Here is a 17,749-nt window from a genome sequence, read left to right as displayed (position 1 = left end):
GCGCAGCACTCGCCTTTTTCTATATTTGCCGGCGTATGTTTACGGGAATTATCCAATCTACCGGCGAAATCGTCTCGATAGAGTCTCGAGGCGATGCGCTTTCGATGCGCCTCAGGTCGCCGGGATTTTTCAAGAATTGCAAACTGGGCGATAGCGTCGCGAACGACGGTGTGTGCCTTTCTGTTGAATCTTGTACCGATGATGAAGCTGTTTTTTGCCTGATGCACCAGACGGTCGAAAATACCGCCTTCAAGCAGGCCGCAGTCGGTAAATTGGTCAATCTGGAACTTCCGTGCCGTGCCGATAGCTTTATGGGCGGGCACTTCGTGATGGGCCATGTGGACTGCGTTACCGAGGTCATCCAGGTGGTTCCGCGCGAAACGGGCGTGGAAGTCGACCTCAAGATGCCTGCGGACCTCAAGCGCTACATTATCCGCCGCGGTTCCGTCTCCCTGAACGGCATCAGCCTTACGGTCGCCGAGAAGTTCGAGGATTCCATCCGCGTGTGCATCATACCGGAAACCCTTGCCCGCACGAACCTGCGTAACTGGGTTGCCGGGACCATCGTGAACGTGGAAGTCGACATGCTCGGCAAGTACATTGAAAATTATCTGAAGGAACGTGACCTTGCTTAATACGATTGAAGAGGCCATTGAAGATTTTAAGAACGGCAAGTTCTTGATTGTGGTCGACGACGAAGACCGCGAGAACGAGGGCGATTTCGTCATCGCCGCCGAAAAGATTACGCCCGAGAAGGTGAACTTCATGCTCCACGAGGGCCGTGGCGTGCTTTGCTGCCCGCTGCCCATCCAGCGCTGCCATGAACTGAATTTGACCCGCCAGACTGCGGAAAATACCTCGATTCTGGGTACGCCGTTCACCATCATGGTGGACAAGATTGAAGGCTGCACTACGGGTGTTTCCGCCCACGACCGTGCGGCGACGATTCTTGCCCTTTCGGACCCTGCTTCCAAGCCGAGCGATTTTGGCCGTCCGGGGCATATTTCGCCCCTCTACGCGCAGGAAGAAGGCGTGCTTCGCCGTGCAGGCCATACCGAAGCAGCCGTTGACCTCGCAAAACTTGCCGGACTAAGGCCCGCCGCCGCCCTTATCGAAATCATGAACGAGGACGGCACCATGGCCCGCATGCCGCAACTTCAGGAAGTGGCGAAGAAGTTCGGCTTCAAGATTATCTCCATCCGCGACCTCATCGACTACCGCCTCAAGAACGAGAAACTGGTGCAGCGCGTGGCCGCCCCGCATGTGAGTACCAAGTACGGCGACTTTACCGCATACGCCTACAAGAGCAAGACCGACGGCGTGGAACACGTGGCGTGGGTCGCGGGTAACCCCGACTTCAGCAAGCCTGTTTACGTGCGCGTACACAGCGAATGCTTGACGGGCGATATTTTTGGCAGTCTGCGTTGCGATTGCGGCGAACAGCTCGCCGCCGCCATGAAGTTCATCGGCGAACACGGCGGCGTGTTCCTGTACATGCGCGGGCAGGAGGGTAGGGGCATTGGCCTCTGCAACAAGTTGCGTGCCTACGAACTGCAGGAAAAGGGCATGGACACGGTCGAGGCGAATCTGCACCTCGGGTTCAAGTCGGACCTCCGCCAGTACGGTACGGGCGCGCAGATCCTTGCCGACCTCGGCGTGAAGGAAATGCGCCTCTTGACCAACAACCCGAGCAAGATTTCGGGCATTACCGCCTACGGGCTTAAGATTGTGGAGCGCGTTCCCATAGAAATCAAGCCGAACAAGGAAAACCTGTTCTACCTGCTCACCAAGCAGAAAAAAATGGGTCACCAGCTGCATATCGATGGCGCGGTGCCCGAAGAGAATTTGAAAGAGGAAAAATAAGATGGCTAAAGAAATCAAGAATTCCCTGAATGGCTCTGGCCTCAAGATTGCAATCGCGGTCGCCCGCTTTAACGAGGTGGTGACCGACAAGCTCCTGGAGGGGGCGCTCCGCCAGCTCGAACTGCTGGGCGTTGCCGAGAAGGACGTGACTGTCGTGCGCGTTCCGGGCGCATTCGAACTCCCGGGCGTTTGCCGCAGGCTCGCCGATTCCAAGAAGTACAGTGCAGTGATGGCCATCGGTGCCGTAATCCGCGGCGAGACGAGCCACTACGACGTGGTGGTGAACGCTTCTACCGGCGGTGTCGCAAGCATCGCTGCCGAAGGCAAGCTCCCCGTGATTCTCGGAATCCTCACGACCGATACCGTGGACCAGGCGATGAACCGCGCTGGCCTCAAGGCGGGGAACCTCGGTGCAAACTGGGCTTCCACCGCAGTGGAGATGGCAAACCTTTACAAATCTATCTAGAGTCCATCTAACAATTAAAGACTAAAAGATTACGATTATGCAGAAAAGTTTTCGACCAGCCCGAGTCTTTGCGATGCAGCTCCTGTATTCCATGGAAATCACGGGCCAGACGGCGGGGGAGGCGCTTCCGGGAATTCTCGAAAGCCAGCCCCTGGATGACGAACAGAAAAAATATGGGATGAAGCTTGTGGACCTGGTTCAGGCGCACCACGACGAACTTGATGAGAATATCAAGACCGCCTCCGCGCACTGGGAAATCGAGCGTATGGCAAAATTGGACCGGATTGTAGCCCGGATAGCGATGGTCGAACTTCTTTACGTGGCGGATATTCCGATGAAGGTTGCGATTACCGAGGCCGTTCAAATCGCGAACAAGTACAGCACGGATAACTCGGGAGCATTTATCAACGGCCTCATGTCTGGGTTCATTCAGGCGCGTGGAATGGTTTCTAAATCTCAGGAAAAGGAGAATTAGTGATGATTAAGGAAAAATGGATGAAGCATATCTTTGCTGGGATTGCAGGGCTTGTCGCTCTCATCGTCTATGCATTGACGATGGCTCCTACGGTCAGTTTCTGGGATTGTGGCGAATTTGTCGCTTGCGCGAATACCTTGGGCATCCCGCATCCTCCAGGAACGCCTTTCTTCGTGTTCTTGGCCCGTGCGGTCATCGTGTTGCTTCCGTTCGTCGAAGAAATTGCGAAGCGGGTGAACTACATCTCGGTGTTCAGTTCTGCGGCTACGGTCTATATCACGGCCCTCTTTGCTTGGGAGCTCCTTGCCTCCGTTATCGATTCCGTCAAAACGGATGCGGACAAGCTCGGTCGTCCCATCTTTAGCAAGCTGTCCGACAAGTTAGACGGCAAGGCTCGCACCATCGTGCTCGGTTCTGCAGCCCTTGTTGCCGGTTTTCTTCTCACCTTCTCCGATACGTTCTGGTTCAACGCGGTCGAAGCCGAAGTTTACGGCGTTGCCATGTTTATCCTGATGCTTATCTCTTACCTCGGACTTTTGTGGTACAAGAATCGCGAAGACGAAGGCAGCGACAAGCTCCTGATTTTCATCTGCTATATCGCCTTCCTCGGTGTGGGTGCCCATCTTTATACGATGCTCACGGTTCCTGCAGTGTTTGTGCTCCTGCTTGTTGCCCAGCCCAAGAAGATCCTGGAACGTCTGCCCATTTGGATTACGGGAACGCTCCTCTGCTCCGTGATATACATGGTCTCGGCTTTCATCGAAATTTCCTTGGCCTGTCTCATCGTTCTTGCTGTGTTGACGTTGGCGAAACCGTTCTCTCCGAACGTGAACAAGGCTATCCGCCTTTCGCTCGCCTTTGCGTTCTTTGCGCTTGTCGGCTACAGCACGCACCTCTACATTCCCATCCGTTCGGAACTCAACCCGATTATTGACGAGAACGACCCGGAAATCAACATTCGCGATGACCAGGGCAACCTCCAGCTCGGCAACCTGTTCAAGGGCGAAAACTGGGTCGCGTTCAATAACTTCGTAGAACGTAAGCAGTACGGTTCCGAAAGCATGCTCACCCGCGCTTTCTACCGTCGCTCGCAGCTTGCGCACCAGGTGCTCTCGTTCCCGAACATGAGCTACGGTGGTTACCAGATGGCTCAGTATCTGCCTTACAAGGTGGGCGGTGTCAATTATTCGAACGGCGTCTATAGCTTTGATAAGTCCGAGAATGTGCCGCTGGAAAGATTAGGCCTCAAGTTCTCGACGCAGATGAGCACGATGGGCGACAAAATATTCCCGCAACTGCTCATATTCCTTATCTTTAATGGCCTCCTGGTTCTTGTCTGCGTATTCGTCTATAGGCATAATAAGCATCTGGGCATTTACCTTTCGGTGCTTTATGGATTGTGCAGCCTTGGGCTTCTGTTCTACATCAACTTTGCAGACGGAACCCGCATGGAACAGCGTGAACACGATTACTGGGTAAGCGTGATGACACGCAATGTGTCCGATTTGAATGCTGTTGGTGCCGGAATTTCGAAGGTGCCCGACCCGAACGAGCTCATCGACCTCCGTCAGGAAATCGAACACGCCAAGTTGAGCATCGAATCCCTGCGCAATCGTGGGGCATCCGCTGCGGAAATCGCAAAGTACGAACGAGTCGTCGACAAGGCAGAGCATTCGACGGCATGGGTCAACTGGAAGAAAATCGAGAGCGGTTTTGCTCAGCGTGGCCTGCGCGCTCCGTTCCCCGACCCCGTGCATATGGAAGTGCGTGAACGTGATTATTTCTACACGCCCGCATTCATCTTCATGAGCATGATTTTGGGCGTCGGCGCGGGTATCCTGGTGCTTACGTGTGCTACCGGTGCCTATGCTTCGATCGCGGCTCCCGTGGCCGCCGCGCTTGTCCTGGTGTCCTTCCTTGTTCCTTGTGTTTCGAACTACAAGGAACACGACCGTTCTGGTCTGTGGGTCCCGTGGGATTACGCCTATAACCTGCTCAACAGCTGCCGCCCGAACGCTATCCTCTTTACGAACGGCGATAACGATACCTTCCCGCTGTGGTTTGCTCAGGAAGTTGCCGGTGTTCGCAAGGACGTGCGCGTGGTGAACCTCTCGCTGGGCAATACCGACTGGTACATCAAGCAGATGCTCGTCAACGAACCGATTCTCAAGTTGTCTTACGACAAGAAGACGATTGACAGCGACATGGTGCTCGACAACAGCTCCGCCCAGAATCCGAACCATTCTGTCGCGACTTGGGTGAACAGGGCTAACCGCCTCATGCCGCAGCTCAAGAGCCGCATCGAGCAGATGGAAGGTCAGCAGCTTTCGGCAGAAGATTCCGTGAAGTTGTATACGTTCAAGACCCACTACCAGATTTGGGATGCCTTTGTTGAATGGGCTGCCCGCACCCGCAGTGGCGTGATGCTTACGCAGCACAAGCTGGTTCTTGACCTCGCGCTCCAGAACATGGACAAGCCCATCGAGATTTCGACGACGGTCGGAACCTCCAATTTCATGGGCCTCGAAAAGTACATGGTGCAGGAAGGTCTCGTCTACAACTTTATCAAGGGCGATCTCAATCCCAAGCGTAACGAGTTTGATGTTGCCTACGCCTCGGGCTTGATTGACAGCGTTTTCAAGTTCCGTGGCTTAGGCGATGGTACTGCGTTCATCAACGACGAGACATCAAGGCTCCTTTCGAGCTATGTGTCGCTCTACCTCCAGATATCGTTCGCTGCCCGCGAAAAGATTGCGTCTCTCCGTGTCCAGAAGCCGTTTACCGCGGAAATGAAGGCCGAGGCGGAAAAACTTGCGGCATCGTCCGTCAAGTATCTGGAACTTGGCATGAAGCAGTTCCCGCAGGAATGGCGCTGCTACTGGGCCGCCGGTTTTGTCTACGACATCGTGGGCGAGAAGCAGAAAGCGCTGGATGCTCTGGAACAGGGCTTGAAGAGCGTTTCGGAGTATGACGATGTGGGACTCTACCGATTGAAGATGAGTGTTGAGCAAATCAAGAACAGTCCTGCGAAGCCGATGACGGTCGATGAAATTGTTCCGGCCGCAGCAGATAGCGTTCAGGCCGATTCTGCGAAGGTGGATTCACCCACGGTCGTTGCGGCGGTGAAGTAGTCCGGAGGCGAAAATGGATTTAAGCCTAGTCATTCCTGTCAAGGAAGAGAGCGAGAATCTTCCGGAACTCTTTAAGGAAATCGTTGACGCGCTTGCGCCGACGGGCTTCGAATATGAAGTCATCGTTATAGATGACGGAAGCCGCGACAATACTTGGGAAGTGCTGGAAAACCTTTCTAAGGAATATCCGTTCATGCGCGGTATTCGCTTCCAGTTCAACTGCGGCAAGGCCGATGCCCTTGCTGTCGGTTTCTCGAAGGCCCGCGGCCGCTACGTGGCTACCCTCGATGGCGACCTGCAGGATGACCCGCTCGAAATTCCGAAGATGATCAAGATTCTGGATGATGGCTACGACCTGGTTTCGGGCTGGAAAATCCGTCGTCTCGATCCCTGGCACAAGACGTGGCCCTCCAAGCTGTTCAACCTGACCGTGTCCATGGTGTGCGGCCAGCGCCTGCACGATTTTAACTGCGGCATCAAGGCGTACCGCAGTTCCGTGGTCCGCTACATCGAACTCTATGGCGACTACCACCGCTTTATTCCCGTGATGGCCAAGTGGCAGGGCTTCCGCATTACGGAGATGCCGGTCGCGCACAGGGCCCGTGTCCACGGCGTATCGAAATACGGCGTGTCGCGCCTCGTGTCCGGTTTCCTCGACTTGATTTCGCTCATGTTCATGCGCAGCTTCTCGACCAAGCCCCTGCATTTCTTCGGGCTTATCGGGCTCGTGTTCATGCTGCTCGGTCTGGGCGTCTGCGGCTACTTCGGCTATGAATGGTTGCAGACGGGTGCCATGCATGTGCGTCCGCTCCTGCTTGCGGGTGGCTTTTCGCTTGTGATGAGCGTGCAATTCTTCTCGCTGGGGCTTCTGGCCGAGATGTTGAATGGCCGCAAGCGGCGGATTTATCCAGTTGCCGAAACTTTTGGCGGTGCAGATTTGTAGATTGTTGCGTATTGGAGTTAGAATATGGCATTTCCGAAGAGCTTAGTCATTGTCCCTACCTATAACGAGAAGGAAAACATCCTTCTTATCATTTCGGCGATTCTCGAACAGAACGCGTGCCTCGAGGTGCTCGTTGTCGATGATGGCAGTCCCGACGGTACGGGCGACATGGTCGATGAGGAGTCTAGGAAGAATCCTCGCGTGCACCTGATTCGCCGCAAGGGCAAGATGGGGCTCGGTTCTGCCTATGTGACTGGTTTCAAGTGGGCTTTGGAACGCGACTACGAACGCGTATTCGAGATGGATGCCGACTTTAGTCATGCTCCCACGGACTTGAACAGGTTCCTCGAAGCCGCCGAGGAATCGGACCTGGTTCTCGGTAGCCGCTACCAGAATCACCGCATCAGCGTGGTGAACTGGGACTTGCGCCGCCTTATCCTGAGCTACGGAGCGAACGTGTACACGCGCATCGTGACGGGCCTTCCGATTAGCGATGCGACGGGTGGCTTCAAGTGTTTCCGTCGCGAGGCCCTGCAGGCGCTGAACCTCGACAAGATGAAGAGCGATGGATACTGCTTCCAGATAGAGACGACCTTCAAGATTTGGAAAAAGGGACTCCGCGTGAAGGAAATTCCCATCGTGTTTACCGATCGCACGCGCGGAACCTCCAAGATGAGCGGTGGCATTATCTCCGAAGCCTTCTTCCTGGTTCTTAAGCTCAGGTTGGGACTCGCATAGCGCATGTATTCCTGTTCCATTATCATTGTTGCCTACAATTCCTGCGATTTCATTCCTGCATGCCTGAAATCGGTCCGAGATGCGTGCGAGGGAATCGATGCGCAGGTGATTGTGCTTGATAATGGCTCGGTCGAACCGATTCTACCCGAAATCAGGCAGTTCTTCCCCGAAGTGGAATGGATTGATTCCAAGGAAAACCTGGGCTTTGGTAAAGGTTGTAACTTTGCCGAAAAGCATGCGACAAAGCCGTACCTGTTCTTCATCAATCCTGATACGATTATCTCGAAGAACGCCTTCCGCGAAATGCTCAAGTTCATGGAAGAACACCCGGAAGCGGGGACGGTCGGCTGCCGCATCCTGAACGAAGACGGAACGCTCCAGTGGGCTTGCCGCCGTTCTTTCCCGACAATTGTTTCCGCTGTTTCCAAGACGATTGGCCTTGCGGCGATGTTCCCGAAGAGCAAGACGCTTGCCAGCTACAACATGACGTACGCCGATCCGGACGAGATGATTGAAGTCGATGCCATTAGCGGCTCGTTCTTCTGCATCCGTCGAGATGTCTATGAAAAGCTGAACGGCTTTGATGAAGATTACTTCATGTATGGTGAAGACTTGGACCTCTGTTTTAGAACAAAGAAAATGGGGCTCAAGAACTATTACACACCGGTCACGAACATTCTGCATTTCAAGGGCCAGAGCTGCCGCACGCGCCGTTGGGGTTCCTATGTGGACTTCTACAAGGCGATGCTTATCTTTGTGAAAAAACACAAGGACCTTTACTTTGTCCCGAATTTCCTCGTGTCTTTCGGTATTTTATTTGCGGCGTTCGTGGGCATGTTCTCGCGCTTGATTCCGAAGTTCTGGAAGATGTTCCTCGACCTGGGCGTTGTGGCGCTGTGGGCGTTTTCGTTCCTGAACCACACAAGCGTTGTGTCCGATGTGTGCTTCCATGATTCCAGTTGCCTCGAAAGTGGGTGTGCCGGGACGAGTGAGGTTATAAAACATTCCATTATGGATTTTGCCCAGTTCGAAGACTGGTGGCTTGTTGGCCTGGTGGTTGTCGTGAACTTTGCGTTCCTTATTTTCCGTGGGGAGTATACGGAATCTAGCCTCAAGGGCGAAAAGTTCCTGCGTTACCTGATTCCGCTGAACCTGCTTACGGTGGGCGGGTACGAGGCTTTCCGTTACTTCACGCAGATGCCCGTCGTGTCGGAAGGCGGCAATAATTATTGGCCGTACGATCCGCATTTGATTGTGTGGACTATCTGCTCCAGCCTCTTTATCCCGCTTGCGCTCCTTGCCTGGCGCCGTATCGCATTTTGGATAAACTATTTCTACCGCATCTTTGCCAAGAAGCGTCACCGTTCCATTCTGCTCGGTGGCCGCGAGGATTCGCTTACCAACTGGTTCGACAGCTACAACGTGATTCCGGGAATCGAGATTCTCGGTTGCGTGAGCGGCGAACCCGATAAGATTAGCGCAGAAAACCGTCAGCACCTCCTGGGGCCGCTTTCGGATATGGAATCCATTTGCAACCGTACCGGCTGCCGCGAACTCCTGGTCGTGTCCAATTTCTCGGGTTATCGCGAGGATTTTGACATCAATTGGCTCGATAAGCTCGGCCTGAGGGTATATTTGCTCATCGGAAACGGCAAAAATGGCAATTTTGCCCTCGTAGACCTCAAATATCTGCACTAAAAGCCCTCTCCGGTTATCCTTTTCTCGAAAATAGAGTTATTTTTATATCAACTATAAGTTGTTGATTATAAAGGCTTTATGTTCGACTATAAACTCTTGGATATTCTTTGCTGCCCCGAGACTCGGGGTAAACTCCGTATGGCAGATGACGCCCTTTTGGCGAGCATCAACAAGGCCGGTGCCGCAGGAACCCTCAAGAATGCGGCTGGCGAAAAGATTTCTGAAACTTTGACCGAGGTCCTTGTGAACGAGGCGGGCTCCCGTGCCTATATCGTTCGCGAAGGAATTCCTGTTCTTTTGACGGACGAAGCGATCTTGCTTCCCTTGGAGGGATAAATGGCCGTTACACTGGATACCCTGAAAAAGTCTATTGGCAAGAAGAAGGCGAAGTCTATGGCTTTCTCCTGGCTTGCCGACTATGAGTTCATGGCGGGAGACGTCGACAATGCGCTTGCCCGCGTGGATGCCGGTCTGCAGCTTTATCCGGGCGACATTCCCGGCATGCTGGTTCGCGCCAAGATTTTGTTCCAGCAGGGCAAATTCCTGGATTGTGTCGAAGAATGCAAGCGCGTCCTGGAAAAGGATCCGTTCTGCCTTTCGGCGCAGAAGCGCATGGGCGATGCTTACGATCAGCTGATTGGCCTTGCTGCCGGGGAAGAGGAAGCGCAGGAAAATACGGGAAACCGCAACCGCTGCTATCGCCGTGTTCACGATATGGATCCGCTCGATACGTTCTGGAAAGAAGAATACGAAGCTGTTCCTGAAACCTTGGGTGCTGCCGCCGTTGCCGGTGCTGCAGCCCTGGGGGAGGCCGACTTTGCGATGCCCGATATGGATGCTGCTGCAGACGTGGCTGCCGAGCCCGAGATGGAAACGGCCTCTGCCGAAACCGAAGCGCCTGCTGCGGAAGAATCGGATTCCCTTTTCGACAAGTCCCTCGACATGGATATCGATACTCCGGCCGAGGAGCCTGCTCCGGAATTTACGCTGACCGAGGAACCCGCCGAACCAGCCAAGCCGGCCTCTCCGTTCTCCATGGCGGACGACGATCCGTTCGCTTCGTTGAAGTCGCTTGGTGTTGAAGATGACTCCGTCGATGAATCTGCGATGGATACCCTGGAGAACTCGCTGAATTCCGCGCTGGATTCTGCCGAGACGGACATTACTCTCGACGAGGATGCCGCTCCGAGCGAAGAAATCTCCGGCAATGACGTGGATTCCGCGTTCTCGAATTTCTTTGGTGACGAAAGCGATGATCTTGAAACGGAATCGTCTCAGTCTTCCGCTCCGTCTTCTCCGTTTGCACAGATGGATTTGCCGACGAGCCTGGACGACGAACCCGTGGCTCCGCAACCCAAGGACGAGGATGTTTTCGGTTCGGAGAATGTCGAGGACAAGCCGCAGAGCATTGACGATGCGTTTGGCGATATCTTCGGCGAAGACGAACTTCCCGAAGAATTGCCCTCTTCCGCTCCGGCACTGGAATCTACGCCTGCTCCTGAAGAATCCTCGTTTGGTTCGGGTCTCTTCGAAAAGTCGGCGGATGCCGATATGGGCGTGGGCTCTGATGAGGATTCTCTGAAGCTCGACGAGCCCGAACTGGAGGAGCCGGAAGCCGACAAGCCGCAGAGCTTGGACAGCGCGTTCAACGATATCTTTGGCGAGGATGAACTTCCCGAAGAAAAGCCTGCTGAACCGGCTGCCGAGGATGCTTCTGCAAATGAGGATGAATTCTCCCTGGGACTTGATCTGCCGGTCGAGGATGCTCCTGCAACTGAGGCTCCCGCTGCGGATGACGTGTTGGATCTCGATAGCGAAGACCTGACGTTCGGCGAGGAAAAGGCTTCCGAGGACGAATCGCTCGAACTGCCGGCCGAAGAAGAAGCGGTTCCCGAGGAACTTGCTGCTGAAGAGACCGCTGTGGAAGAACCCGCTGCGGAAGAACCGGTTGTCGAGGAAACGAATGCCGAGGAACCTGCTGTCGAAGAACCTGTAGTTGAACAAACTATTGCCGAAGAACCGTCTGTTGCAGAGCCCGAAGTAGCTGATGATGGCGGTATCCATGTGCAAAGTGCTCTTGACGCTCTCTTTGCCGATGATGACGAACTTCCGGAAGAACATGCCCCTGCATCGGATATGCCCGAAGCTGTGGCCGAGGACTCCCTTGTAGAAAGTGCTCCCGAAGAAGAAAAGGTCGAATCTGTTGCTGATGAAAACAAATTAAATGATGAGGATTCGCTTTCCAAGGAAATGGGAGACGCCTTCTCGACGCTGTTCGCCGATGACGATGATTTGCCGGTAGATGAATCCAATGCTGATGCGTCTGCGGAACTTCCGGAACAGGAGGCTGTGGCTTCGCAGGAAGACACGGGTGCTGCTATTGAAGAAGCGCCGCTTGCCGATCCGACTCTCGAATCGGATTTGGACAAGTCGTTCAGCAGCCTGTTTGGTGAAGACGATTCTGTTGCAGAATCTGAACCTGCCAAGGATATTCCCGCTGAAGAATCTGCTCCGACCGCGGATGCCGATGTTGCGCAGGAAGTCGTGGAATCTTCGACGGATCACGAAAGTCTTGAATCCGAATTCTCCGGTGCGTTCAAGGAACTCTTCAACACCGATGACGATTCTCTCGATGAAAAGGAATCGCTCCCGAACAACAAGGGGATGGATTTCCTGATGTCGGGGGATTCCGATGACGAAGTCGTTGCCGGACTTGTTTCGGATCCGAATGTTCCTTTGGACAAGCTGCCTTCCGAAATAGACCCGAGTAGGAACACGCAGACTCTTGCTGAAATTTATTTTGAACAGGGCTACTACGACAAGGCTCTCGACATGTACAGGGACTTGGCGAGCAAAGATCCCGAAAACGAGGCTATAGCCAAGCGTTTGGCCGAAGTCCAGAAGGCCTACGATTCCAAGTTCGGAGGCGAACAGAATGGCTGATTTGAGAATCGAGCAGCTGCTTCGTGCGATGGTCGAGAACAAGGCTTCTGACTTGCACATCCGTACGGGCGTTCCTCCGATTTACCGTATTAACGGTGCACTGACAAAGTTGTTCGAAACGCGTGTGGATGCCGGCATGATGGATTCCTTCATGGACGATATCATGAACCGCGACCAGAAAAACCGTTTCGAGACGAACAAGGAATGCGACTTTGCCGTGGGCGCCCGCGACATGGGCCGTTTCCGTGTGAACGTTTTCCGCCAGCGCGGCACGATTGCCATGGTGATTCGTCACATCAAGGCGAAGATTCCTGCATTCGAGGAACTTCACTTGCCCGAAGTTATCCGTGACCTTGCGCTTACTCGCCGTGGCCTTGTGCTCGTTACGGGAACGACGGGTTCGGGTAAGTCGACGACGCTTGCTTCCATGCTGGACTACATCAACCAGACGGAAGCGGTGAACATCATTACCGTCGAAGACCCGATTGAATACCTTTACCGCGACAACAAGTCCATCATTTCGCAGCGCGAGATTGGCGTGGATACGCTTTCGTACGCGAACGCCCTGCGCGCCGCCCTCCGTCAGGACCCGGACGTGCTCCTGGTGGGCGAAGTCCGTGACCTCGAGACGATGCAGATTGCGCTGACTGCGGCCGATACGGGCCACATGGTGTTTGCGACCATCCATACGACGAACGCGACCGAAACGATTCAGCGTGTGCTTTCGATGTACCCGCCGCACCAGCACGACGAAATCCGTATTCTCCTTTCTGAAGTGCTTGCGGGTATTATTTCGCTGCGCTTGTTGCCGACTGCCGATGGCAAGGGCCGCGTGCCCGCCGCTGAGGTACTTGTGAATACTGCTGCCATCAAGGAATACATCCGTGACAAGGACAAGCTTTCGCTGGTGGAACACGCCATTGCCGAAGGCCACATGCAGTATCATAGCCAGACGTTCGACCAGGCTCTGCTCGAACTTTACAAGACGGAGCAGATTTCGCTTGAGACCGCAATGAATGCCGCCACGAACAAGGATGACTTCGATCTTAAGATTCGCGGTATTTCTGGTACGTCCGACCGCGGCTGGATGTAGTTTTACTCAGAGTCATACCGCAGCCTTACGAAGTAAGGCAAGTGTATCTACTAGAATCATCATGCCTGCATTACTGCGGGCATTTTTCGTACACGAAGGGGTTGTGGTCGCCTTGTACCTTGAAGATGCGGCGGTCGCGTTCGCATTCCTTTTCGGTGACGGGGTACATCTTGTTCCAGGCTTCGAAGAGCTTGCGGTCCTGATTCGATAGCTTTACGCCGTAGGTCTTTTCCATGTAGAAGCTTGCGCGGGCGATGATTCCGCGGGCCTCTTCGCGGGGCTGCGCCTTTTTTTCCTTAAAGTCGACGATGGTCTTGCAGCCGCCGTACATGGGCTCGGGATTGTTGGTCCACTGGCTGTACATGAAGTTGTTGCGGTCTCCGTTCACCTCGCCGATAGCGGGGTAGAGGTTGTGCATGTCGCCTTCCATCAGCTTGAATGTCGTGTCGTTCGCACTGCAGTTCTTGCGGCCGCCGTCCTTCCAGCAGGGCAAAAAGTGCCCCATGTTGTGTGCTGTCACCATGTGTTCCCACTCGATGCGTTCTGCTCGCTTGAAGCTCTTGCGGTTCGGGTTTTCGCGCGGCTTGAAATCGCAACTGTTAAAGTCGACGTTCTTCTTGTCGTCGTATTTGCAGCCGCAGTAGAGAGTCTCCTGCAGTTCGCCGTAATAGACGCGCCTCATTTGCTTGCTTGCATCGCGGTAGTTGTAATGCCGGGGTGCGGCAGTCGGGTCAACGCGCGCAAATACAATAGACGAAAGCGCCGCCAGAACCAGGATAGGGCCTAATAATTTCATAATAAAAACCGTGATGTAATCGTTGTGAATATAGATAATGCTTTGTAATGTTTGATGCCGAAATTCTAAATTTGTGCCCATGCAATCCATCGGTATGGAATATCTGGAATCGCGCCTGATGTTCGGGATGGTTCCCGGGCTCGAATCGACGCGTGCGCTTTGTGCCGCGCTCGGCAATCCCGAAAAAAAGTTCAGGTCGATTCACGTGGTCGGCACGAACGGGAAGGGCTCCACCAGTTATTACCTCGCGGGCGTATTGCAGGCGCACGGGCTCAAGACGGGCCTGTACGTGAGCCCGCACCTGGTAAGCCTGCGGGAGCGTATCCGGATTGACGACGTTCCCATTCCGGCAGAAGATTTGGACCGGTTGCTTTTAAAAGTGAAGGCCGCCGCAGAAAGCACTGCGGTCGAGCCCACGTTCTTTGAAGTCCTGACTCTGGTCGCCTTCCTCTACTATGCGGAGCAGAAGATTGATGTCGCCGTTCTCGAGGCGGGTATGGGCGGTCGCCTCGATAGCACCGCTGTTGCGGGTGGCGAGATTGCGGTCGTGACGAGCATCGGGCTCGAGCACACCGAGGTTTTGGGGCCTACGGAATCGGCGATTCTCCGCGAGAAGATGGGGGTCGTGGGAGAGACGCGCGAAGTTGCACGCGGGAAGACGTTTATCGTTGGCGGAATTTCGGGTGCCTTGCTCGAAGAGGCGCGCGGATATGCGGCTGCTCTCGGGTGCAAGTGTATTGTCCCTGAAATTCGTGGCGACATCGTGCTCCCGAATCTCGGGCGCCATTACATCGAAAATGCGAGCCTCTCGCTTGTGGCCGCCGCGCAGTTTATAAACGTTGCGCATCTTGCAGGAACAATAAATGGCGCGATAAATTATGACGATTCCCTCGCGCTCAAGACTCTTGCGACACGCTCGTGGGCAGGCCGCATGCAACTGCTTGCTGGCCCGGACGGCAGGATACGCGTTATTCTGGACGGGGCCCACAATTCGCATGCGGTTCGCCGCCTGGTAGAAACCTTGCGCGAGTATTATCCAGGGAAAAAGTTCCACTGCCTGTTTGGCGCCCTCAAGGATAAGGATGTGGGGGAGATGCTCAAACTTATGGCGCCTCATGTCGCCCGCTGGCATATAACGAGGACGCCGTACCCGCGCTTCCGTGAACTTGCTGACCTGCGTAACGAAATGCAGGCGCTTGACCTCTATGTCGCAAGCGAGGGCGAACTTTCCCGCGAATACCTGGATAAGGTCCTGAACGATTGCGGTGCCGATAAGCTAAATGATTCCCCGCTCCTGATTACGGGCAGCCTCTACATGATTGGTGCGAGCATCCAGTTGCTCCGCGATGAATTTACGGAACTCGAGTTCTTCCGCGGGCTTGAACCCACGACAAACGAACACCGCTAACGCACGGTAGATTCTACCGTTCCGTCCCTGAATTTTGTGGTGAGTGTATCGCCAGACTTGAGTTGCGATGCGTTGCGGACAAACTTTCCGTTTTTATCCAGCGTGAGCGTGTAGCCTTTTGCAAGGGCTGTCTCGGGGTCGGCATTCTTTACCCGCAATTCAATGAGTCTATACTCCGAATCTGCAAGGTCGAGAATCTTGCGGGTTCCCTGTCTCAGGCCTTCGGTATTGCGGTCGAGCCTTGCTAGTTCTTCTTTTACCAAGAAGTGCGAATCCTTTTGCAGGGTAGAGAGAACAACGGCATGCCGCGTTTTTTCTCCCTGGATGCGCGAGGTGACCCGCTGTTGCAGCCTTGTGGCGGCCATGCCGAGCTCCTGCTTGCTTTCGGAAAGTAGGCTGCGCGTGGAATCGGCAATCCTCCGTGCTGTTTCTACAAGGTTGCTCCAGCTTTCCTGGGCGCGTTCCACAAGCCGCTTGGCGCAGTCGGTGGGCGTGATGCATGAAACGCATGCCACCTCGTCGAGGAGGCTCTTGTCTATTTCATGTCCGATGCCCGTGAATACAGGGATGGGGTAGTTCGCGACCGCGCGGCAGAGCGCCTCGCTATCGAAATAGTTGAGGTCTGTCTTTGCGCCGCCCCCGCGCACGATGCACACCACGTCGATTTCGCTGTTTTCGCGCAGGGTATCGAGTGCCGCAAGTACGCTCGATTCTGTGTCGTTCCCCTGCATCTTTGCAAATGCGGGTATGACCCTGAACTTGAACGGCGATGCGGCGAGCCTCGTGGTGAAATCCTTGTAGGCGGCAGTTCCTTCGCCTGTCACGAGCCCTACGCAAAGGGGCATCTGCGGGAGTTCTATCGACTTGTTCTTTTCGAGCAGTCCTTCGAGAGCGAGTTTTTTGAGGATTGCCGCTTTCGTGACCGCAAGTTCCCCGAGCGTGTACACCGGGTCGATGTCGAGTACGCGCGCCTGCAGCTTGCCGAAGGGGATATATACGTCAGCCTGGATGAGCAGGCAAACCTTGAGCTGTTCCTTGATGACGAACGGCGTCGGTGCGTTTTCGGTCTTTTGCCGGAGGGCGGCGAACTGGCCCGCGAAACAGCTGAGCGAAATGGTCGCGATGGGCCTTACGTCGCCTTCGGCGAAGTCCGCGATGCTCATGTAAACAACTTTTTGCTTTTCGGCTATTTGCGTGATAACCCCGTGAACCCAAACGGCCGGAGTGTCGGCGAGCTTGTTGCGGATAGAGGTCATGTACTGCATGACGGAGAATGTGCGCACGGGCTGTTCCATGGCTGCAAGAATAGCAATTTATGCCATAAAACATCGAACAAATGCTGCTATCCGCTGACCACTATTTTATATATTTCCTTCAAAACGCGGGCGGACTTCGCCTGCTGGACAATTTGTTTCAACTAAAAGGATAAACATGAAACGTATCTCTATCGTCGCTATGGCAATTCTTGCCGCTAGTCTCGTCGCTTGCAACCAGGCCTCTGCCGGTGGTTCCTTCAACCAGCAGGCCCGCCTCGACTCCCTCGAAAAGAAGGTGGCCGAAATGGAAGCCAACATGGAAGCGGTTGCCTACATTCTCGAAAAGCGCGCCGGCATGTCCCTCGAAGATGCCAAGAAGGAAATGGAAGAGGCCAACAAGGTCTGGGACATCCCCGACGAGGACAGCCCGGTTTTCGGCAACACCAAGAACCCGAAGCTCACGATTGTTGAATTTACCGAATTCCAGTGCCCGTACTGCTCCCGTATCGCTCCTGTCATGAAGGAACTCAACGAGAAGTATCCGGACCAGATCAAGTTCGTGTACAAGCACTTCCCGCTCAGCTTCCACTCCAACGCGAAGGCCGCCGCGGCTTCCGCCATCGCAGCCCAGAAGCAGGGTAAGTTCTGGGAATACCGCTACGCCCTCGCTCCGCATAGCCGCGAACTTTCCGATTCTACTTACCTCGCCGTCGCCAAAGAAGTCGGCCTCGACGTCGAAAAGTTCAAGAAGGACATGGTCCTCGATTCTGCCATGGAAGCCCGCATTGACAAGGATTTCAAGCTGGGTGTGCAGGTCGGCGTGCAGGGAACCCCGAACTTCTACATCAACGGCAAGCGCCAGGACCGCTTCTCCCCGGATCTCGTCGAAAAGATGCTCAAGGAAGCCAAGTAGTGTTTTCTGGTGTGCACGCTTAAACG

15 protein-coding genes are annotated in these 17,749 nt (G+C 54.5%); 13 read left to right on the top strand and 2 right to left on the bottom strand.

Annotated elements, in window-relative coordinates:
* The first annotated feature begins 35 nt into the window (after window positions 1-35).
* From B2310_RS01875 to B2310_RS01825, 11 genes are all read left to right on the top strand, one after another.
* A complete protein-coding gene (locus tag B2310_RS01875) occupies window positions 36-635 on the top strand; it encodes a riboflavin synthase (protein WP_290728278.1) in 600 nt (199 codons plus the stop codon).
* Window positions 622-1,863 (top strand): bifunctional 3,4-dihydroxy-2-butanone-4-phosphate synthase/GTP cyclohydrolase II, encoded by a 1,242-nt coding sequence (locus B2310_RS01870; protein WP_097036473.1) that lies wholly within the window; start codon window positions 622-624, stop codon window positions 1,861-1,863. Before B2310_RS01875 ends, B2310_RS01870 begins: the two co-directional genes overlap by 14 nt.
* A gap of 1 nt (window position 1,864) precedes the next feature.
* The gene (gene ribH / locus B2310_RS01865) at window positions 1,865-2,329 is read left to right on the top strand and encodes a 6,7-dimethyl-8-ribityllumazine synthase (protein WP_173380795.1); all 465 of its coding nucleotides are present in this window, start codon (window positions 1,865-1,867) and stop codon (window positions 2,327-2,329) included.
* Window positions 2,330-2,366: 37 nt separating this feature from the next.
* Entirely contained in the window at window positions 2,367-2,804 is a 438-nt protein-coding gene (nusB, locus tag B2310_RS01860; protein WP_290727054.1) for a transcription antitermination factor NusB, read from the top strand.
* A gap of 2 nt (window positions 2,805-2,806) precedes the next feature.
* A complete protein-coding gene (locus B2310_RS01855) occupies window positions 2,807-5,935 on the top strand; it encodes a DUF2723 domain-containing protein (protein WP_290728275.1) in 3,129 nt (1,042 codons plus the stop codon).
* 13 nt (window positions 5,936-5,948) lie between these two features.
* The gene (locus tag B2310_RS01850) at window positions 5,949-6,878 is read left to right on the top strand and encodes a glycosyltransferase family 2 protein (RefSeq protein WP_290728273.1); all 930 of its coding nucleotides are present in this window, start codon (window positions 5,949-5,951) and stop codon (window positions 6,876-6,878) included.
* A gap of 24 nt (window positions 6,879-6,902) precedes the next feature.
* Window positions 6,903-7,616, top strand: coding sequence for a polyprenol monophosphomannose synthase (locus B2310_RS01845; protein ID WP_290728271.1), 714 nt, complete (start codon window positions 6,903-6,905; stop codon window positions 7,614-7,616).
* A gap of 3 nt (window positions 7,617-7,619) precedes the next feature.
* The gene (locus B2310_RS01840; RefSeq protein ID WP_290728269.1) at window positions 7,620-9,314 is read left to right on the top strand and encodes a glycosyltransferase family 2 protein; all 1,695 of its coding nucleotides are present in this window, start codon (window positions 7,620-7,622) and stop codon (window positions 9,312-9,314) included.
* 78 nt (window positions 9,315-9,392) lie between these two features.
* Entirely contained in the window at window positions 9,393-9,650 is a 258-nt protein-coding gene (locus tag B2310_RS01835) for a Trm112 family protein (protein ID WP_173364981.1), read from the top strand.
* Complete coding sequence (locus B2310_RS01830; RefSeq protein ID WP_290728267.1) at window positions 9,651-12,257, top strand: tetratricopeptide repeat protein; 2,607 nt, start codon at window positions 9,651-9,653, stop codon at window positions 12,255-12,257.
* Entirely contained in the window at window positions 12,250-13,350 is a 1,101-nt protein-coding gene (locus B2310_RS01825; protein WP_073114012.1) for a type IV pilus twitching motility protein PilT, read from the top strand. Before B2310_RS01830 ends, B2310_RS01825 begins: the two co-directional genes overlap by 8 nt.
* A gap of 70 nt (window positions 13,351-13,420) precedes the next feature.
* On the opposite strand, the gene B2310_RS01820 is transcribed toward B2310_RS01825, so the two are convergent.
* Complete coding sequence (locus B2310_RS01820; RefSeq protein ID WP_290728265.1) at window positions 13,421-14,146, bottom strand: endonuclease; 726 nt, start codon at window positions 14,144-14,146, stop codon at window positions 13,421-13,423.
* Between the two features lie 79 nt (window positions 14,147-14,225).
* Here B2310_RS01820 and B2310_RS01815 point away from each other — a divergent pair, with 79 nt between their 5' ends.
* Window positions 14,226-15,554 (top strand): bifunctional folylpolyglutamate synthase/dihydrofolate synthase, encoded by a 1,329-nt coding sequence (locus B2310_RS01815; RefSeq protein ID WP_290728263.1) that lies wholly within the window; start codon window positions 14,226-14,228, stop codon window positions 15,552-15,554.
* Here B2310_RS01815 and xseA read toward each other — a convergent pair.
* The gene (gene xseA, locus B2310_RS01810; RefSeq protein ID WP_290728261.1) at window positions 15,551-16,849 is read right to left on the bottom strand and encodes an exodeoxyribonuclease VII large subunit; all 1,299 of its coding nucleotides are present in this window, start codon (window positions 16,847-16,849) and stop codon (window positions 15,551-15,553) included. The two genes, B2310_RS01815 and xseA, sit on opposite strands and share 4 nt — an antisense overlap.
* A gap of 136 nt (window positions 16,850-16,985) precedes the next feature.
* Between xseA and B2310_RS01805 the strand changes: the two genes are divergently transcribed.
* The gene (locus tag B2310_RS01805; RefSeq protein ID WP_173380803.1) at window positions 16,986-17,723 is read left to right on the top strand and encodes a DsbA family protein; all 738 of its coding nucleotides are present in this window, start codon (window positions 16,986-16,988) and stop codon (window positions 17,721-17,723) included.
* Window positions 17,724-17,749: the final 26 nt, after the last annotated feature.

It is taken from the genome of Fibrobacter sp. UBA3629, from assembly GCF_002374005.1.
Taxonomy (GTDB): Bacteria; Fibrobacterota; Fibrobacteria; order Fibrobacterales; family Fibrobacteraceae; genus Fibrobacter.
This window is presented reverse-complemented; position numbering and strand designations above follow the sequence as displayed.

Coding starts and splice junctions, on each gene's coding strand:
- B2310_RS01830 (WP_290728267.1), top strand. CDS start 9,651: ATGGCCGTTACACTGGATACCCTGAAAAAGTCTATTGGCAAGAAGAAG.
- B2310_RS01850 (WP_290728273.1), top strand. CDS start 5,949: ATGGATTTAAGCCTAGTCATTCCTGTCAAGGAAGAGAGCGAGAATCTT.
- B2310_RS01815 (WP_290728263.1), top strand. CDS start 14,226: ATGCAATCCATCGGTATGGAATATCTGGAATCGCGCCTGATGTTCGGG.
- B2310_RS01840 (WP_290728269.1), top strand. CDS start 7,620: ATGTATTCCTGTTCCATTATCATTGTTGCCTACAATTCCTGCGATTTC.
- xseA (WP_290728261.1), bottom strand. CDS start 16,849: ATGGAACAGCCCGTGCGCACATTCTCCGTCATGCAGTACATGACCTCT.
- B2310_RS01835 (WP_173364981.1), top strand. CDS start 9,393: ATGTTCGACTATAAACTCTTGGATATTCTTTGCTGCCCCGAGACTCGG.
- B2310_RS01805 (WP_173380803.1), top strand. CDS start 16,986: ATGAAACGTATCTCTATCGTCGCTATGGCAATTCTTGCCGCTAGTCTC.
- B2310_RS01855 (WP_290728275.1), top strand. CDS start 2,807: ATGATTAAGGAAAAATGGATGAAGCATATCTTTGCTGGGATTGCAGGG.
- B2310_RS01845 (WP_290728271.1), top strand. CDS start 6,903: ATGGCATTTCCGAAGAGCTTAGTCATTGTCCCTACCTATAACGAGAAG.
- B2310_RS01820 (WP_290728265.1), bottom strand. CDS start 14,146: ATGAAATTATTAGGCCCTATCCTGGTTCTGGCGGCGCTTTCGTCTATT.
- nusB (WP_290727054.1), top strand. CDS start 2,367: ATGCAGAAAAGTTTTCGACCAGCCCGAGTCTTTGCGATGCAGCTCCTG.
- ribH (WP_173380795.1), top strand. CDS start 1,865: ATGGCTAAAGAAATCAAGAATTCCCTGAATGGCTCTGGCCTCAAGATT.
- B2310_RS01825 (WP_073114012.1), top strand. CDS start 12,250: ATGGCTGATTTGAGAATCGAGCAGCTGCTTCGTGCGATGGTCGAGAAC.
- B2310_RS01875 (WP_290728278.1), top strand. CDS start 36: ATGTTTACGGGAATTATCCAATCTACCGGCGAAATCGTCTCGATAGAG.